General features: G+C 60.3%; 10 protein-coding genes and 1 pseudogene. 7 read left to right on the top strand and 4 right to left on the bottom strand.

What is annotated here, in order from left to right; all coding sequences use genetic code 11:
• The first annotated feature begins 443 nt into the window (after positions 1 to 443).
• The 7 genes from AC1POX_RS15580 (at position 444) to AC1POX_RS15550 (ending at position 10,233) form a co-directional block, all read left to right on the top strand.
• On the top strand, positions 444 to 3,542 hold the full coding sequence (locus tag AC1POX_RS15580) for an RHS repeat domain-containing protein (RefSeq protein WP_277574243.1): 3,099 nt from the start codon (positions 444 to 446) through the stop codon (positions 3,540 to 3,542).
• Between the two features lie 20 nt (positions 3,543 to 3,562).
• Positions 3,563 to 4,054, top strand: coding sequence for a hypothetical protein (locus AC1POX_RS15575; RefSeq protein WP_372356363.1), 492 nt, complete (start codon positions 3,563 to 3,565; stop codon positions 4,052 to 4,054).
• Positions 4,055 to 4,303: 249 nt separating this feature from the next.
• On the top strand, positions 4,304 to 5,458 hold the full coding sequence (locus AC1POX_RS15570; protein WP_277574242.1) for an RHS repeat-associated core domain-containing protein: 1,155 nt from the start codon (positions 4,304 to 4,306) through the stop codon (positions 5,456 to 5,458).
• Between the two features lie 25 nt (positions 5,459 to 5,483).
• Positions 5,484 to 5,789, top strand: coding sequence for a hypothetical protein (locus AC1POX_RS15565; protein WP_372356362.1), 306 nt, complete (start codon positions 5,484 to 5,486; stop codon positions 5,787 to 5,789).
• A 474-nt stretch (positions 5,790 to 6,263) separates the two neighbouring features.
• A protein-coding gene (locus AC1POX_RS15560) for an IS3 family transposase (protein WP_481108586.1) occupies positions 6,264 to 7,366 on the top strand; the annotation gives its coding sequence in 2 pieces (ribosomal slippage) (positions 6,264 to 6,522 and positions 6,522 to 7,366; 1,104 coding nt in all).
• A gap of 418 nt (positions 7,367 to 7,784) precedes the next feature.
• Positions 7,785 to 9,713: an alpha-L-fucosidase gene (locus tag AC1POX_RS15555; protein ID WP_277574240.1), complete on the top strand. Its 1,929-nt coding sequence runs from the start codon at positions 7,785 to 7,787 to the stop codon at positions 9,711 to 9,713.
• A gap of 166 nt (positions 9,714 to 9,879) precedes the next feature.
• Positions 9,880 to 10,233, top strand: a complete 354-nt coding sequence (locus AC1POX_RS15550) for a hypothetical protein (protein WP_031421772.1) — start codon at positions 9,880 to 9,882, stop codon at positions 10,231 to 10,233.
• A gap of 154 nt (positions 10,234 to 10,387) precedes the next feature.
• On the opposite strand, the pseudogene AC1POX_RS15545 reads toward AC1POX_RS15550, so the two are convergent.
• From AC1POX_RS15545 to AC1POX_RS15530, 4 genes and pseudogenes are all read right to left on the bottom strand, one after another.
• Positions 10,388 to 11,495: pseudogene (locus AC1POX_RS15545) on the bottom strand (IS3 family transposase).
• A gap of 172 nt (positions 11,496 to 11,667) precedes the next feature.
• Positions 11,668 to 14,235 carry a beta-galactosidase GalA gene (gene galA / locus AC1POX_RS15540; protein ID WP_277574045.1) on the bottom strand — a complete coding sequence of 856 codons (2,568 nt, stop codon included), beginning with the start codon at positions 14,233 to 14,235 and terminating at the stop codon, positions 11,668 to 11,670.
• Complete coding sequence (locus AC1POX_RS15535) at positions 14,232 to 15,443, bottom strand: glycoside hydrolase family 53 protein (protein ID WP_127165628.1); 1,212 nt, start codon at positions 15,441 to 15,443, stop codon at positions 14,232 to 14,234. Before AC1POX_RS15535 ends, galA begins: the two co-directional genes overlap by 4 nt.
• A gap of 184 nt (positions 15,444 to 15,627) precedes the next feature.
• Entirely contained in the window at positions 15,628 to 18,321 is a 2,694-nt protein-coding gene (locus AC1POX_RS15530) for a TonB-dependent receptor (RefSeq protein ID WP_372356360.1), read from the bottom strand.
• Positions 18,322 to 18,508 lie beyond the last annotated feature (187 nt).

Raw genomic sequence — 18,508 nt, 5'->3', positions numbered from 1 at the left:
CCATTGCCGCTCTGCTAGTGCTCAGCGTCTTGGCTGGGCCGTCCGAAGCTGCACGGAAATGTCCTGATGGCTCGACCGCAGGATCGGCCAATGAGTGCCCTTCACCTGTGGAGCTCAAGGAGAACGACTCAAAATACATCGGCGGGTCAGTCCCAACGACAATGGTGGTTGGTCAATCGTATACGGCGAGCATCACTTTTCAGAACACCGGATGGAAGACGTGGACGCCGCAAGAAGGATATCGGTTGGGTAGTCTAGGGCCGACAGATAACACGACGTGGGGAACCTCGCGTGTTGAACTGGCCTCAAGTGTGGCCTATCCATCAAGCACTACTTTTAACTTCACGGTCCGTGCGCCTCTCACGGCGGGATCCACCCTTTTCCAATGGCGGATGGTGAGGGATGGGGTTGCCTGGTTTGGTGGAGTAGGTTCTCCAACTTACGTGAACGTTCTCCCATCCCTTATCAAAGGCAACATCGACAGCGTCACTTACGGTTCCATTTCAGGCTGGGCGTGCTCGACGAATCTGAATCGTTCTGTCGACGTGCACATGTATTTAGGCGGGCCTGCTGGCTCAGGCACCTTTGCCGCGGCTACCGCAGCTACGTTACCAAGTGATGCCGGCATTGCTAGCGCTTGTAGTGCTTCGGGCAGCAACTACCGATTCTCGTTCCCCATCGATGAGAACTTCATCATCCAGAACGGCGGTAAGGCCATTTATATCCATGGCCTGTCTCCGGTAGGTGCCTCAAACGACACTATTTCCGGGTCGGGCGCAGTGGCCGTGCCTGCATCGGTGATCAAAGGGCGGATCGAGGGTATCCAGGACAACAAGGCGATTGTCGGCTGGGCGTGTTCTGCAGGACTACGCCGATCGATCGACGTCCATATGTATGCGGGCGGGCCCGCCGGCAGCGGCACGATTGCGGCCATCGCCAGTGCGAACCTTGCCAGCGAACCGGGCGTTGCCAGCGCTTGCTCATCGTCAGGAAGCAACTACCGCTTCTCAATTCCAGTGACCGAAGACCTGATTCGAAGCCAAGGCGGCAAGCCGTTCTATATCCATGGCATTTCTCCGGTCGGTCGGGACAACTCCCTCATTGATGGGTCGGGTGCACTCTCGATTCCTGCTATGCAGCGTAATGCTGCTTTCGTGTCTCAGAACATGCCCGCGCAGCTCCCAACCGGACGTTCTGTCACCGGGTCGGTGCGGTTCACGAACACGGGAAATGTCACTTGGCGCCAGGGGCAGGGCTATCGGGCTGTGTTGGTTGGCGATACGCGAGGATGGTCGCCAGGCGAAGTGGGCCTGCCATCCGATGTTCCGCCTGGCGGAAGTGTGGACTTCAACTTCAGCCTCCGCGCCCCCCTTGGTGCGGGCGGCTACAACCTGCGTTGGCGAATGCGCGATGGTGCCGGTGATTTCGGTAATGAATCCAGCAATCAGGTGGTGCAGGTGGTAGCACCGCCACCGGTGGAGCATGGCGTTGGCCTGGCGGCCCGTAGCTACGTCTACGATGCGAACCAGCAGCTGTGCAAAGTGATTGAGCCCGAGAGCGGGTCGACCGTCATGGCCTACGACGCGGCTGGCAATCTGGCTTGGTCGGCCAGTGGCCTTGATCTTCCCAGCACGACCAGCTGCGACCTGGAAGCCGCGGCTGCCAGTGGCCGCCAGGTGGTGCGCACCTACGACACTCGCAATCGCCTCAAGACCCTGCGGTTCCCTGACAAGAATGGCAACCAAGACTGGTCCTACACGCCGGACGGCCTGCCTGCACAGGTCACGACATGGAACGATGCCGGTAGCTCATCTGTCGTCAATGCTTACAGCTACAACAAACGTCGGATGCCGACATCCGAATCGTCTGGTCAAACCGGTTGGTATACCTGGTCCATCGGCTACGGCTATGACGCGAACGGAGCGTTGGCGAATCAGACGTATCCGACCGGCTTGGTCATCAGCTACACACCGAATGCATTAGGACAGCCGACTGCTGTCCGTGACCAGGCGGGGGGCAATTACGCTACGGGGATTGGCTACTACCCGAATGGAGCCGCGCGGCAGTTCACCTATGGCAATGGCGTGAGCCACTCGCTCGTGCTCAACGGGCGTCAGATGCCCCAGCAGGTGCGGGACAACAATGTCGCTTCGTTCGAGTATCAATACGACGCCAATGGAAACGTCGGCGCCATCATCGATCAGCAGCGGGGGACGGCCTACAACCGCTACATGGGGTATGACGGACTGGATCGCCTGATGGAGGCGGGCTCGGAGCGGTTCGGCGGCGACAACTGGAACCGCTATACCTACGACGTGTTGGACAACATCCTCACCGCCAAGCTTCCAGGTGTGCGCGAGAACAATTACTGGTATGACGCCAAGAACCGCTTGACCAATGTCCAGAACAATGCGGGCGCCACCACCGTCGGGCTGAGCTACGACCCGCAGGGCAACCTCAAAAACAAGAACGGTCAAGCCTACACGTTCGACTACGGAAATCGTCTGCGAGATGTCACCGGCAAGGAAAGCTACGCCTACGATGCCTACGGCCGTCGCACGATAGCTGGGCGCCCCACGACGCGGACCGTTCAGGTCTATAGCAATGCTGGCCAGCTGTTCTACACAGAGGCGTCGGGCAAGGGCAACATGGAATACGTCTATCTCAATGGGAGCCTACTTGCCACCCGTAACTCAGGAACCATCAAATTCCAGCACACCGATGCGCTAGGCAGCCCTATCGCTGTGACGGACACGGCGGGGCATGTGGTAGAGCGCACCGACTATCAGCCCTACGGCAGCCCCATTGGCAAAACGGTCGATGGCATCGGTTACACCGGTCATGCCATGGATGGGGCGACCGGACTGACCTACATGCAGCAGCGTTACTACGACCAGGACCTTGGGCGGTTCTTGAGCGTGGACCCGGTGGCCGCGGACTCGGTGTTGGCGGCTAACTTCAATCGCTATAGATACGCGTCAAACAATCCGTATAGTTTCAAAGATCCAGATGGAAGGGCTGAATATTACAATTTTCCCAATGGGGTGATGGTTGTCATACAGAGCTACGATAACAAAAGTCAGTTCTCCAACGCTCAAATAGAAGTTCAGGCGTCAAAGTTCAATGGTCCAACATCAGGCGGTAAAAATATGGTTGTTCTATTCCGACAAGGTTCTGGAGCTGATACGGTAAAGATTTCAACTAATAATGCATTAAGCGATGCGCCTGGGTCAAATAATCGATCTCATGTCGATAAAATTAATGGTAGAAATGTGGAGATGGCGCCAGATGCGGTTGGGTCGATCACTGTAGGCCATGAAATGGGCCACACCTTGGGGGCGGGCGATCAATATAAAGGTGGTGTTGACGCTGGCGGAGCACAACTGAGTAATGATGTTCCTGGAACGCAAGGTGCGATCATGAGAGACTATGGTGGACAGCCGGCCAGTCAGCAAACCAGGGACGAGATTGAAAATAATTCAACACAGCCTGGTAATAAAGTATTTAATTGCTCATCGATGCAAGGGAGTTCCTGTAAATGAGATGCTATCGAGCGGGATTTTTGAGCCTTATTATTTTTGCCGCAGGTGGCGTCGGTCTACAAGCGGTGGCATCAGATGGTGACGTTTCTTCTCGTGTTGGGCCGAAGCCGACAGCAGCACCAGTAGTTACGTGCACTGTTAAAATGAATCACTGGTGTATTATTCAGGCCGATGCTGGTCTCAATATGATTGAGTCTGGGAGGGACCGCATCTGGAGGCTGACTGCGCCGGATAGTTCGAAAGAGCTTGTAGTTATTAGGGAAAGCAAAGCTTGCGACACGCCTACTGATATACAGCCAAGAAAGAATTATGAAAGAGAGGAGCGTTCTTCCTCTGGTGAAATATATAATGTGATGGAATTTTACATTACATCTGATAAGGCTTGCGTGCTAAAGGTTAAGTATCTGGCCGCGGGCACGGAATCGGCGCTCGAAGCAGTGCAGCTTGCGAAAAATAGAATTTACCTCTGCGCGAAAGGTTTGTGTAACAGGCCGTTGTTAAAGGTGTTGTAGTCTGGGTATATGTTAAGCTAATGAGGGATTTTGTTGTCTGCTTGATTCGTTATCCGAAGAAACGTTTATGAGTTTTTGGCTGTTGATGCTCCAAAATACACATTGATTACAATGCGGACGGCCGTGCTTGATTCGGCAATTGCGTATGTAAATGCGATTCAGGCGCTAGCTGGAGCTGCCCAGAATAATGAGTCCTCTTCTCAAGCAGGTGTGCGCGAGAACAATTACTAGTATGACGCCAAGAACCGCTTGACCAATGTCCAGAACAATGCGGGCGCCACCACCGTCGGGCTGAGCTACGACCCGCAGGGCAACCTCAAGAACAAGAACGGTCAAGCCTATACCTTTGACTACGGAAATCGTCTGCGAGATGTCACCGGCAAGGAAAGCTATGCCTACGATGCCTACGGCCGTCGCACGATAGCTGGCCGACCCACGACGCGGACCGTTCAGGTCTATACCCAGGCTGGCCAGCTGTTCTACACAGGGGCGTCGGGCAAGGGCAACATGGAATACGTCTATCTCAATGGGAGCCTGCTTGCCACCCGTAACTCAGGAACCATCAAATTCCAGCACACCGATGCGCTGGGCAGCCCTATCGCTGTGACGGACACGGCGGGGCATGTGGTAGAGCGCACCGACTATCAGCCCTACGGCAGCCCCATCGGCAAGACGGTCGATGGCATCGGTTACACCGGGCACGCCATGGACGGGGCGACCGGGCTGACCTACATGCAGCAGCGCTACTACGACCAGGACCTGGGGCGGTTCCTGAGCGTGGACCCGGTAGCTGCGGATTCGGTGCTTGCAGCGAACTTCAATCGCTACTGGTATGCAAACAACAATCCGTATCGGTTCACCGACCCGGATGGACGCAATTCAGTTATAACTACTGCGAAGGATGGTTCAATAAGTATAGACATTCCAATTAATTTTGTTGGCCCGGGGGCTACTCAGGCCAATATAGACTCAGTAAAGGGTGATATATCAGCTCGATGGAGTAGGGCGTATAATGTAAAAGGGAGTTCCGTGCAAGTAAGTGTTCAGGTTATTCCTGTTACTAAAGACACTCCCAGGAAAGTGCAAAATACAATAACGTTGACTACTGGGCCTACGTCAGACAAAGCGTCTCAAGGCGCGTCCTTTGTCAAGGATGGTAAGACTGGGGAGTGGAATATAACCTCTCGCGGAATGCCGTACGGGGAGGCAGCTCATGAAGCAGGACATTTGATGAGGGCGGACGATCACTATTTGGCTACTGTTGACGCGAGTGGGAACCGCGTGAGCACTCCTGAAGCTGGATATGATAAGAACCTCATGGGTGAGCTTGGCAATCCTCCTGACGATAGGAATATGGGTGAGATACTTTCAAGTAGAAAGAATATTTATATAGAGGAGAAATAGTTTGATTATGGGAAATTTTAATTTCATGCCTAAATTGGCTTTGGGGTTGGTTGTCCTTATGAGCTTTACGGGCGCTTCAGCTGAGAGTAAAAGAATTAATTATTTGTACTGCAATATCTATACTGATAACTCCTGTTTTGGTGTGGCGTCCGGCGAGAAAGTGAAAATTAGTTTGGCTTCTGATTTTTTTGTATATGAGGTCGAGATGGCTGGTGGTTTAAGTGCCTCAGTTTATTCCGGGGGAAATCCTGACATTCAGAGTAAGATTCTTGACCGAAAATTTGAGGATTGCACTGAAGATGATGGGGTTTGTAAATTTATTGATTTTTAGGGCGGGATAGTCGAGGCTGTATATTCTAAGGCAAGAGCTGTAAACTCAACACATTTAATTGTCAGGGGTGTAACTGATGCAAACCTGGCTCTTGCGAAGGAGTTTGTAGAAAATTTTCGGGGTTGCAAGAGTGTTGGAGCGTCCGTTGAATGTAAAGATCTGCCGATTTTTAAATTCCCGTCAAAGGCCATGGTGTCCCCATAAATTATTGATTGGCCGCCTCTTTAAATAGTTTGGGATGTGCGTTTTGAGAAGCTGAGGGTGGCCGTGATAAGCAGGCTTACTGCCCTCATTTTTTGCATGAACCAATTTCGCTAGAACTTCATCGCCTGATCCTCGTCATCCACGGGAGCCCAAGCGCGGCGAAATCTCTACTTTACAGTGGCCCGGTTTATTGGGGGTGGGTCGACGCCCCCCCGATTTTGAGTAGCACCTCAGTTTGGAGTCCAATTCCCTAACTCGAGGAGATTGGACGTGAAGAAGCGTTTTTCTGAAGAACAGATCATCGGCTTCCTGCGCGAAGCTGATGCCGGTGTGGCGATCAAGGACCTGTGCCGGCGGCATGGCTTCAGCGAGGCTTCCTATTATCTGTGGCGCAGCAAGTTCGGCGGGATGAGCGTGCCCGATGCCAAGCGGCTCAAGGACCTTGAGTCCGAGAACGCGCGGCTGAAGAAGTTGCTGGCCGAGCAGCTGTTCGAGAACGACCTGATCAAGGATGCACTGCGAAAAAAGTGGTGAGCGCACCGGCGCGTCGCATGCTGGTGCGCGAGTGGATCGGGCGTGGTGCCAGCGAGCGTCGTGCGTTGGCAGTGATCGGCATGAGCGCCAGTGCGCTGCGATATTGCCCGCGCGAAGATCGCAACGTCGAACTGCGCGAACGCATCTGTGCGTTGGCGCATCGCCATCGCCGTTATGGTGTGGGGATGATCTATCTCAAATTACGACAGGAAGGACGCATCGTGAACTACAAGCGTATGGAGCGGTTGTACCGCGAGCAGCAGCTGCAGGTCCGGCGCCGCAAGCGCAAAAAGGTGCTGATAGGAGAGCGTCAGCCGCTGCTGCGGCCATCGCAGGCCAATCAGGTGTGGTCGATGGATTTCGTGTTCGACCGCAGCGCCGAAGGCCGAGTGATCAAGTGTCTGGTGATCGTGGACGATGCAACCCACGAAGCGATCGCCATCGAGGTGGAGCGCGCAATCTCGGGCCATGGCGTGACACGCGTGCTGGATCGGCTGGCGCACAGTCGCGGCTTGCCACAGGTGATCCGCACAGATAACGGCAAGGAGTTTTGCGGCAAAGCGATGGTGGCCTGGGCACATGCGCGTGGCGTGCAGTTACGGCTGATCCAGCCTGGCAAGCCAAACCAGAACGCCTACGTCGAATCGTTCAATGGCCGGCTGCGCGACGAATGCCTCAACGAGCACTGGTTCCCAACCCTGCTGCATGCGCGTACCGAGATCGAACGCTGGCGACGCGAATACAACGAGGAGCGACCCAAGAAGGCCATTGGCGGCATGACGCCATCTGCGTATGCCCAACAGCTGGCCAACACCGATATCATCAACTCCGGACTCTAAACCCGGCCGCTACTCAGAGCGGGGGGACGTCGGGGTCAACCTGTGGACTTCCCGCAAATCAGTACCGGTCAAGATCAGACCTCTACGGTCAATGTTGATGACAAAACTTGGCAGGTGTTGGCACGCCGACGCTGTCGTGTGGTCCTTATTGGTTGTCGTCGGCCAGCCACTGTTCGTTCTGTTCGCGGAACTTGCTTCGCGTACGCAAGATGCGGCCATGCGAGCACCAACAACGCAGCGTGCGGCGCGGCCATCAGTCGTCAAACGGCGCTTGCTCGACTTGCTTGGCACGTTATTCGGCGCTCGTCGCGCAAATGCCTGCGTGTGCGCGGCGCATTGCACACACCGGCTGTTGTTTTGGGACTCTTCGCCGTCGGAAAAGCTAAGATCGAAACTTGTGCAAAGTCGGAAGTCGCCAATGATCGATCGTCGTACCTTTCTTGCCACGGGTGTGGTGGCCGCTGCCGCCAGCTTCGGCGCGTCGGCAGCGCGCATCGCGCAGACGCCGCGTGCCAGCGGGCCGGCGCCGTGGGGTGCGGTGCCCAGCCCGCGCCAGCTGCGCTGGCATCGGTGGGAGCAATATGCCTTCGTGCATTTTGCGATGAACACCTTCACCGACAAGGAATGGGGCTACGGCGACGAGGATCCGCGCAAATTCGATCCCAGCGATTTTTCAGCCGACCAGATCGTCGCTGCTGCGAAGGCCGGCAATCTGAAAGGGCTTATTTTCACTGCCAAGCATCACGATGGATTCTGTCTTTGGCCGACACGCCTGACCGAGCATTGCATCCGCAATTCGCCCTACAAAGACGGCAAGGGTGACATCGTCGGCGAGATGGCCGCGGCGTGTCGACGCGCCGGCCTGGCCTTCGGCATCTATCTGTCTCCCTGGGATCGCAACCACGCCGAATATGGCCGCCCTGGCTATCTGGACTATTTCCGCAAGCAGATCGTCGAACTCTGCACAGGCTACGGGGATCTGTTCGAGTTCTGGTTCGACGGTGCCAATGGCGGCGATGGTTATTACGGTGGGGCGCGCGAATCGCGCAAGATCGATGCGCCTGCGTACTACAACTGGCCACGGATGATCGAGCTGGTGCATCAGCATCAGCCGATGGCATGCACCTTCGATCCGCTTGGCGCCGATATCCGGTGGGGCGGCAACGAAGATGGCATCGCCGGCGATCCGTCCTGGCCGACCATGCCCAATGCGCCGTACACCCAGGAAAACGGCAATTCCGGCGTGCGCGGAGGGGCGTTGTGGTGGCCGGCCGAAACCAATACGTCGATCCGTCCGGGCTGGTTCTATCACGCCGACGAAGACGGCAAGGTGCGGAGCCCGGAGAATCTGGTGCGCTATTTCGACACCTCGGTGGCGCGCGGTACCAACATGAACCTGAATCTGCCGCCCGACCGGCGCGGCCGCATCCCCGACCACGACGTGACGGTGCTGCAGAGTTTCGGCGACGCGATCCGCGCCAGCTTTGCCATCGACCTGGCCAAGGGCGCCAAGGCCAGCGCCAGCGCCTCGCGCGGTGCCGGGTTCGAGCCGGCGCGCGTACTCGATCGCCAGCCGGACAGCTACTGGTCCACGCCGGACGAGGTCACCACGCCGACGCTGACGCTGGAACTGTCGAGCGCGCACAGCTTCGACCTGATCCGGTTGCGGGAGTATCTGCCGCTGGGCGTGCGCGTCACCCGCTTCGCGGTCGAAGCCGAGGTCGATGGGCAGTGGCGGCGGCTGGCCGAGGCGCAGTGCATCGGTGCACAGCGGATCGTGCGTCTGGAGCGCCCGATCGCCGCACGCCGGGTGCGCCTGGTCGTGCTCGAGGCGCCGGTCTGCCCGGCGATCAGCGAATTTGCCCTGTTCCGCGCCGTTGCGCCGGTGCCGGTCGCACGTCCGATGGCGACAGCGCCGGATGTGCTGTCCACCGCCGGCTGGCGCATCGTCGAGGCGAGCGCGCCAGGGGCGGAGACGTTGCTCGACGACGATGCCAGCACGATCTGGATCACGCCCGCACCGACGCCGGGCCATCCCGTGCAGGTAACCATCGACCTCGGCGGCTCGCGTCAGGTTGCCGGGTTCAGCCTCACGCCCTCGCGCGCAGTGATGACCGGTGCGGCGCCGCCGAAGGGCTATCGCGCAGAAACCAGCGAAGATGGCCAGCACTGGCAGCCGGCCGGCGCGGGCGAGCTCTCCAACATCGCCTATGCGCTCTCGACCCAGCGGCTGAATTTCCCCGAAGTCCGCCAGATCCGCTATCTGCGGCTGTCGTTCGCGGAGACGGCCGTGCCCGCCGAGCGGCTGGCGATCGCAGGGATCGGCGCGTTCTCACGCTTGCGATGAGAGCCTGCACTCCCGCGCGGCCGTGCGTCGCGTGGGAGGGGATTGCTGGGTGGCGACAGTTTCGTGCGTCGAAATACGTCAAGCGAAGCGATGGAGAGGGCGCTGGCCGCAGTCGCACCACGCGGTGATCTGAATCTTCAACCTGCCTTGCACGCCGCCGTTCCAGATCAGGCGCTATGGTGCGCGGCGCATGACGCAAGCGAGTTGGCTGGATATGGAACAGAAACAACACGAGTGGATGCAGGCCGTGACCGAGGCGCTCAGCGATCTGCTGGCCGCGCGCGTGGCCCAGGCCACGCTGCTGGAGGCGATGCTGGTCTCGCATCCGGATCCGGTCATGCTCAGGAAGGCGTGGGATGAACTGTCGTCCCAGCGCATCGCCTATGTGGCGCAGAAGAAGGCCCTGGCCGACGACCCGCGTCCGATGGATGCCCAGACCTTGGAGCAATTTCGCGCGTGGGAAGAAAAACTCAACCGCTATTTTCCGCGCGACCCGGCTGCCGGAAGTGCACAGACCTGAGGTTGCCGGTATCACGCGAACGGTCGCGAGCTGACCGGTCAGCACTGCCGACGATGTTCTGGCAGCGGCCAACGCCCGCATGCGATCTTTCTACCTGGGATCACCTGCTCGGCCATCGCCGTCAGCACCGATGGATGTGTCGACTCCCCGTAATTCAATGCCAGCTAAAACTAGAGGTCTGCGGTTGATGTTGATCACGGAACTCGACGGGCGTTAGCCCGCCCAGGCTGTCGTGCGGGATCTGTTGGTTGTAGTCGGCGAGCCACTGTTCGGTCTGTTCGCGGACCTCGCTTAGCGTGCGGAAGATGTGCATGTCCAATACGCCACGCCGATAACTGCCGTTGAAGCGTTCGATGAAACCGTTTTGCATCGGACGCCCCGGCTCGATGAAATCCAACGCGATACCCTTGCGCTCAGCCCACTCGGCCAAGGCCAATGCAACAAATTCCGGGCCATTGTCCAAACGCAACTTGTTCGGATAGCCGCGCCAGGCTGCGATGCGTTCCAACGTGCGGATGACGCGGGCGGCCGGAAGATTCAGGTCCACATCGATGGCCAAGGCTTCCCGACTGAAATCGTCGATGACATTGAACGTGCGGAACCGCCGACCATCCCATAACGCATCGGACATGAAATCGATCGACCATCCAGCATTGGGTCGATCGCCGCATGCCAGCGGCTTTGGATAGCGCGTCGGGACCCGGCGCCTGCTGCGACGTCGTTGATTGAGTTTCATCAAGCAGTACACGCGCCAGACCCTTTTGTGATTCCACACATGTCCGCGACGGCGGATGATCTGAAAGAGCTTCCAAATCCACGCTCGGGAAAACGCTCGGCCAACTCGGACAACAGCGCAATGACCTCCTCGTCGCGATCGGGACGGCGCCGATAGCGCGCTGTCGAGCGAGCCACGCCAACTACTGAACAGGCCCGGCGCTCGCTCCAGCCATGCCGCTCGACGAGCCAGGCCAGAAGCGGGCGTTTGTGCGTCGGGTCTACAGCTTTTTTGCGATGACATCCTTCAATGCATGGTTTTCCATCGCGAGCTCGGCGTACATGCGCTTGAGCTTGCTGTGCTCGGTCTCCAGGTCGCGGAGGCGTTGCACGTCAGCGGCCTCCATGCCGCCGTACTTGGACTTCCAGACGTAGTAGGTCGCCTCGGAAATGCCCAGCTCGCGACAGACATCCTTGACCTGGCGGCCGCCCTCGACCTGTTTCAGCGTGGCGACGATCTGGCTCTCGGTGAACTTGCTCTTGCGCATTGTTGGTCTCCTTGGTGGCTAGTGTGCTGGAGACCTCTAGTTATGGCTGGATCAATTTTACGGGAGACTGACAGATGGCCTTCGACTCGCGTATGGCATCGCGACGCTACCGAGGCCATCACTGGCCCCAGGTAACGCAGCACGTTCCGTTGTCGTACGCAGCGACTGCGTTTCAAGCCACCGACGCGCGCGCTCGGGTGGGCTCGGCAGGCAGGCGCAACGTGGATGCGGTCAGGCCAGGCGCGGTGGCCTGCAGCACGATGTCGCCGCTGCTGCGCGTGGTTTGCAGCAGCGCCGCACACAGGCCGTTGAATGCCTTGCGCCGCGGCGCCTTGTCGTCTTCGTGGCTGCTGGGATCGCCATTGCCGACCCCAATCAGCCGTGCAGGTCCGCGCAGCGCGAACTGCACCAGGTTGTCGGCAGTCGGTACCAGGCGGCCTTGTGCGTCGACGATTTCCACCTTGACCACTGCGACGTCTTCGGCATCGGCACGTAGCGTGTTGCGATCGCAGCTCAAGCGAATCGCCGCCGGCTTGCCCGTGGTTTGGCGACGCTCGCTCAGCACCAGCTTGCCGCCGCGATAGCCGCGCGCTTCGATCATGCCGGGCGCATAGAGCACACGCCATTCGACATGGCCGTAGGCCGGCACCTGCTGCGTGCCCTGGCTGACGCCGTTGACCAGCAGTTCCACCGCCTCGAGATTGCTGTGGCACCAGACCGCGATGCGGCCGTTGTCGTCGGGCTGCAGCAAGCCGTCCCAGTTCCAGTGCGGGAACAGATGCAGTACCGGTTCACTGGTCCACTGCGCGCGGTAGTACCAGTAGTTGTCTTTCGGAAAACCGCAGCTATCGAGTACGCCGAATTGCGAAGCCACATTCGGCCAGCGGTTGTAGGGCGTGGGCTCGCCGCGATAGTCGAAGCCGGTCCAGATGAAGCCGCCGGCAATGTATGGGCGTTGCGCGACATAGCTCCACCAGGCTTCGGCGGTGCTGGCCCACCAGGGGTGGTCCAGGTCGTAGGCACGGGTATAGCCGCGTTGGTCGTCGCGCTGATAGTTGCCGCGCACTGACACGGTGCTGCCGGTTTCGCTGCCGTAGATCGGGATGTGAGGATATTGCGCATGGAAGCCATCCATCTGGCTGGTGCGGTAGTTGAAGCCGACCACATCCACCACCTGGCCCACGCCATCACCGAAGCCCTTGTCCATCGCGAAGGTGGTGGGGCGGGTGGGGTCGAGCTGGCGCACGCGTTGTTGCATGCGGGTCACGATGCGTGCACCGCGCTCGGTCACTTGCTGCGGCTCTTCGTTGCCGAGCGACCACAGGATGACGCTGGGATGATTGCGGCCACGCCGCACCATCGTTTCCAGTTCGCCCATCGCTTCGGGGTCGGTCGACATGCGGCGGGTTTCTTCGATCACCAACATGCCGAGGCGGTCGCACAGCGCGAGCAATTCCGGCGTGGCCGGATTATGCGAGCTGCGATACGCGTTGCAGCCCATCGACTTGAGCTGGCGCAGGCGCCAGGCGTGCAAGGCGTCCGGAATAGCGGTGCCGACACCGGCATGATCCTGGTGATTGTTGGTGCCATGCAGCTTGAGCGGTGCGCCGTTCAACAGGAAACCGCGTTGCGCATCGAAGGCGATGCTGCGCACGCCGAACGGCGTCACCAGCGCATCGAGCGCGGTGCCGTCGCTGTGCACGCTGGTGGTCAGGCTGTAGAGCTGCGGGGTGTCGATCGACCACAGCGCCGCCTGCCCGAGCGGCAGGGTCTGTTCGACCACCTGCACCTGGCCGGGCGCGACCGTGATCGCTGCGCTGGCCGCCTGCGCCACGGTGCGTCCATCCGGTGCGGCAATGCGCGCCTGCACCACGCACTGGCGTGGCGCGGTGCCGTCGTTGCGCACTTCGGTGGAGAGCTGCGCAGTGGCGTTGCCGTCCTGCACGCTGCCGCGTACGAACACACCGTCTTGCGGAATGTGGAGGGGGTCGGTCTTCTGTAGCCACACATGCCGGTAGATGCCGGCGCCTTCGTAAAACCAGCCTTCGCCCAGCGTGGCATCCACGCGGATGGCGATGATGTTGGGCTTGCCGTAGTCGAGCACTTCGCTGAGGTCGACCTCGAAGCCGCAGTAGCCGCTCGCGTGACGGCCGACGATGTGGCCATTGCAGAACACGATGCACTCGCGAAACACGCCATCGAACACCAGGCTGATGCGCTTGCCCAGATCGCTTGCCGGAATCTGCAGCGTGCGCCGGTACCAGCCCACGCTGTTCTGCGGGAAACTCGTGCCCAGCGGCTTGTAGCCGTGTGCAGCGGCCGGGTCTTCCTCGGTCATGAAGGCCGAGATCGGCTCCTGCCGAAATGGCAAACCGACGGCCCAGTCGTGCGGCAAGTCCACCTGCTGCCAGGCGCTATCGTCGAATGCCAGTTGCGCGGCGGTCGCGGTGTCCTTGCCGGCCTTGGCGAAGGTGCGCTGGAAGGTGCCGAACTCGAAATCGCGCGCGGCATCGCTGGCATGGCCCAGGTGGAAGCGCCAACCGAAGTCGAACAGCAGACGCTCCCGCAGCGCCAGTGCTGCATCGCCTAGCGCTGCTGTCGTTGCGCTGCTTTTAGGCGTAGCCGATGCAGCTGCGGTGCCCGCCGAGACCAAAGCACCGGCTGCCCCCACCGGCAACGCGGCGCTCACGCCACTGGCCAGCATGCCGCGCAGCAACTCGCGTCGATTGATACCACTCATGGCTGCGTCCTTTTGCCGGCATCTACCGAACTCTCTGGCGCGCTCGCATCATGCTTGCCCGCGTCGGATGTACGCGATGCAGGCACACCGGTATACGGGTGGCGCATGAAGTCGATCGCCGGCAACACCTCGTTGCCGTGCTTGAAGTCGAAGAAGCTGGCGTTTTCCCACGACGAGCCGGTGCCCCAACGCGTTTTGCAATGGCTGCTGGTCCATGCCGGCTCCCAATACACCACGCCGGCGCCGCCGGTATCGATGACCAGTTGGGTGAGGTCTACCATGTAGCGCGCCTGGCCTTGCGGCGTGGCCGGGTAGCCGGAAATCAGCGAATCCTCGCCGAGCAGATTGTGCGAGGTGTCGCCGGAGTCCAGCGTCCACGGGTACGCGGTTTCCACTACCACCACATCGGCATCGTAGCGGCCGCGCAAACGCCTGATGGTCTTGCCCAGCTCGGCCATCGATTGCGTGGACCATTTACGGTAGTAGCTGATGCCGATCAGATCGAAATCGGTGACGCCGGCCTTGGTGGCATCGGCGAACCACGGCTCCACATTTTCCGGTTGGGCGATATGCAGCATCACCCGCGGTTTGATCGCCGAGCGTACGCTCATGTCGCGCACCGCCTTGATGCCGGCGTTGAACAGCTTGGCATTGCGCTGCCAGTTGATGGGGCGCTTTTTGTCCCAGGGCGTGCTGTCCATCAGGTCGGAATTGCTTTCGTTGCCCACTTGCACGAGCTCGGGCATCAGACCGGCACGGTCGAGCGCGCTGAGTGTGTCATAGGTGAAGCCGTACAGCGTGCGTGCCAGTTCATCGGTGTCGGTGATGCTGGCCCAGGCCTTGGGGATCAATTGCTTTTCGCCGTCGGCCCAATCGTCGGAGTAGTGCAGATCCAGCAGCACCTGCATGCCTTGCGCGCGTGCACGTGCAATGGTCTTCTTGACGTCCGCCAGGTCGCTGTAGCGGGTCCAGCGCGCATCGTTCCACAAGCGTACGCGCACCAGATTGGCCCCGTGCGCATGGAACAGTTCGAACGGATCTTTGACCACGCCGTTCTCGCGGTATTGCACACCGCATTCTTCCATCTCGTTGACGTAGGACAGGTCCGCGCCGAGATACAACGTGGCGGGAGCCGGGGCGGCGTGTGCGAAGGTGGAAATGGCCAGCGCAAGGAGCGCGGGTGTCCAGAGACGGCGTGGTGAGCGCATGCAATTCCTCGACAGAGACAACGTGGAGCGGGTGGCAGCATGCCGCAGGCGGCCGTGCTGCTGCACGGCCGCTGTGTAGAGTCCAAACGTGGCTTGCAGATTGGATTCCACCTAGTAGCTGCGGTGTTATGCAGGTGCAATCAGATCGGCTGCGCAGCAGCATGTGCAGCCGATCAAGCGACGCCTAGAACTTGTAGGTTGCTTCCAACTGGTAACGGCGACCGAATACCTGGTAGCCGCCATCGTCCTGATTGGCCAGCCGGTTGGGCTTGTTGTCGGTATAGGCGCGCAACGGCTCGTTGGTGAGATTGCTGGCCTGGAAACGGAAGCCGAGCTGCTTGCTGTACTGCCAGTTCAAGCTCAGATCCACCGTGCCTTCGCTCTGCAGGCGCGCCAGCCGTGCGGCATTCCAGCCGTACACCACCGTGTAGGGGCTGTGGTACTTGTAGCCCACGCGCGCTTCGAAGGTGCCGTTGCTGTACCACAGGTCGAAGGTGCCGGTCTTGCGTGCCAGCCCGCTCAACGGCAGCGGGTTGTCTTCCGGCGAGAATTCCTTGAGGTTGGAATCGACCAGCGAATAGTTCGAGTAGACGCCGAAGTTTTCCATGTGCGGGATGAAGTAGAACGGCGTCTGGAAGGTGAGCTCCACGCCATTGATGTAGCCGCCACCGCCATTGAAAGGGGCGCTCACCAGGTAATCCAGGCCGTTGATCGTTTCGCGGTCGGTGCGGTAGCCGATGCTCGAATCCACTTCCTTGCGATACACCGCCAGGGCGGCGAGCGCTTCGGTGTGGAAGTACCACTCGTAAGAGACATCGACCTGGGTGGCCTTGAACGGGTCCAGCTGCGGGTTGCCGCCGCTGCCGGTGAGCTGGCCAACGGTCACGCTGGGGTCGTCCAGACGGCGGCCGGTGCGCAGTTCGTCCAGCGGCGGACGCGCGATGACCTTGGCCACCGCAAAGCGCAGGATGCGCTGGTCGTCGATCAGGAAATTGAGCGTGGCACTGGGCAGCACGTCGGTGTATTCCTTGCTGCCGGTGCTGGGCTGGATGGTGCTGCCGACCGAATCGAAACCCTCGCTGGTGGTCCTGGTGTTGACCAGGCGCACGCCGACATTGCCGGTGACATCGGTGCCGAACAGCTGCGAGCTGAAGACCGCCTTGGCGAAGGCTTCGCGCACGTCTTCCTTGACGTTCCAATGGTCGAGCAGTTGTTCGTCGAGCGTGCTCGGATCGAACCCGCCAAAGCCGATGCGTGCGATCTCGGCCATGTTGCCGCCGGTCAGCGTAGGCACGTTCAAGTCGGGCATGGTGACCGGGTAGATCAGGTCCTGATACGCCGAGATCGGCTGATCGTAGCCGGACTGGTTGCTGAGAAAGCGACGGTTCTGTTTTTCGCGACGCGCGGCGCGTGCGCCCAGTTCCAGCGACGTGAACGGGCCGGCATCCACGGCGCGGCTGGCGTTGAGTGCCAGCGCAGCGATCTTGTCGCGCAGCGCCTGCGGCTCGGTCTGCCCGGCAATGCCGTATTCGGGCGTGTCCGAGCTGGTGCTGATGGTGGGGGTGACGCTGCGACGGAAATCGAACGAGATGGTGTCCGGGTTGCTGCCGAAACGCACCGCCTGCCAGGTGTTGTCGCGCTTGGCCTGCGAGAACGACAGGTCGCTGCCCAAGGTCCATACATCGCCGCTCCACTTGGCGTTCAAACCGCCGGCGGTGAGTGTCTTGACCTCGTTGTAGTGGCTGACCACATGGTCGACCTGCAGGTTCGAATTGGCCAGCGTGCCGGCCACCACATCGCCATCGACGATGGTGTAGGACGAGCCCGGCGTGGTGTATGGATTGGTGCTGCCGGAGAAGGTGCTGAAGGCCAGCCCGTTGAACCAGTTCTGCAATTGGTCTTCGTCGATTTCGATGCGCGAATACAGGCCGTCGAACTTCAATTCGACATTGCCCGAGCGCCACTGCACGGTGCCCATCGCGCCAGTGCGGGTCTGGTCGATCAGCTTGAGCTGGTCGGCCGCGCCCCACGGGGTCGGGTCCACGGTGCCATCGCCATCCACATCGCGGGAGGTGGTGGCATCGGTATAGCCCCAGCTGCCGATCGACGAGCTGGCGTTCTTCTGCTTTTGGTACGTGGCGCCGAAGGCGACCGCCAGGTTGTCGTTGAGCTTGTGCACCCAGCTGGCGCCGAAGCGGCTGCCCCACGGGCTGTAGCCGTCCACATCCTTGGCGTGGTCGTAGAACACCGGGCCGGCGGTGCCGACGAATCCCGGACCGGTGTAGTCGAGCGGGCTGATGGTGGAAATGTCCACGGTGGCGGCAAGACCGCCGGCGACCAGATCCGCCGACTGGGTCTTGTAGACCTTGACGGTGGAAACGATCTCGGTGGGGAACACCTCCCAACGCACTGCGCGGTTGGGCTCGGACGAGGCGATTTCGCGCCCGTTGACGGTGCCCATGGTCATGCGCGGGCCCAGCCCGCGCACGGTGGCCAGGCTCTCGTTGCCGCGGTCGCGGGTGCCATTGACGCCGGGCAGCCGCACCAGCGCCTCGGCCACGGTGACGTTGGGCATCTGGCCCATGTTGTCTGCGGAAATCACTTCCACGACATGATCGGACATCTGCTTGGCTTGCACCGCCTGATTCAGGCTGGCGCGCTGGCCGATCACGGTGATGTTGTCCAACGTGACCGGCGCCTGGCCATTGCTGGCGGCGCTGCTGGTGTCGTTGGCCGGCGGCGCGGCGGGTGCAGTGTCCTGTGCATGCGCGCCGAACGCGGTGGCCAGCACGCAAGCGATGGTGGTGCACAGGATGGCGCGAACGGGCGTGCGGCGCAGGCGCCGACTGGCCGGGTGGCCGGTATGGTGAACAGGCATCGGTTGATCCCTCCCAGGACAAAGTGACCGAATACGGTGGTAGCTGCGGGTGCGGCCAGCCGCATGGAGCGGGGCGGGCGCATCTGCGCGGGTGTGGCCAGTGGTGCTGTGCTGCGTGATCGCTGTTGGTCGTTCGGTGCGTGACGCCGCACGCGCGCTGCGGCGCGCTGGCGTCCCCCCTGTCTTG

The sequence above is a fragment of the Xanthomonas sp. NCPPB 3442 genome (assembly GCF_056725145.1).
This window is presented reverse-complemented; position numbering and strand designations above follow the sequence as displayed.

Bases quoted from the DNA above. Each gene is read 5' to 3' on its own strand.
- AC1POX_RS15565 (WP_372356362.1), top strand. From the start codon at position 5,484: ATGCCTAAATTGGCTTTGGGGTTGGTTGTCCTTATGAGCTTTACGGGC.
- AC1POX_RS15555 (WP_277574240.1), top strand. From the start codon at position 7,785: ATGATCGATCGTCGTACCTTTCTTGCCACGGGTGTGGTGGCCGCTGCC.
- galA (WP_277574045.1), bottom strand. From the start codon at position 14,235: ATGAGTGGTATCAATCGACGCGAGTTGCTGCGCGGCATGCTGGCCAGT.
- AC1POX_RS15535 (WP_127165628.1), bottom strand. From the start codon at position 15,443: ATGCGCTCACCACGCCGTCTCTGGACACCCGCGCTCCTTGCGCTGGCC.
- AC1POX_RS15530 (WP_372356360.1), bottom strand. From the start codon at position 18,321: ATGCCTGTTCACCATACCGGCCACCCGGCCAGTCGGCGCCTGCGCCGC.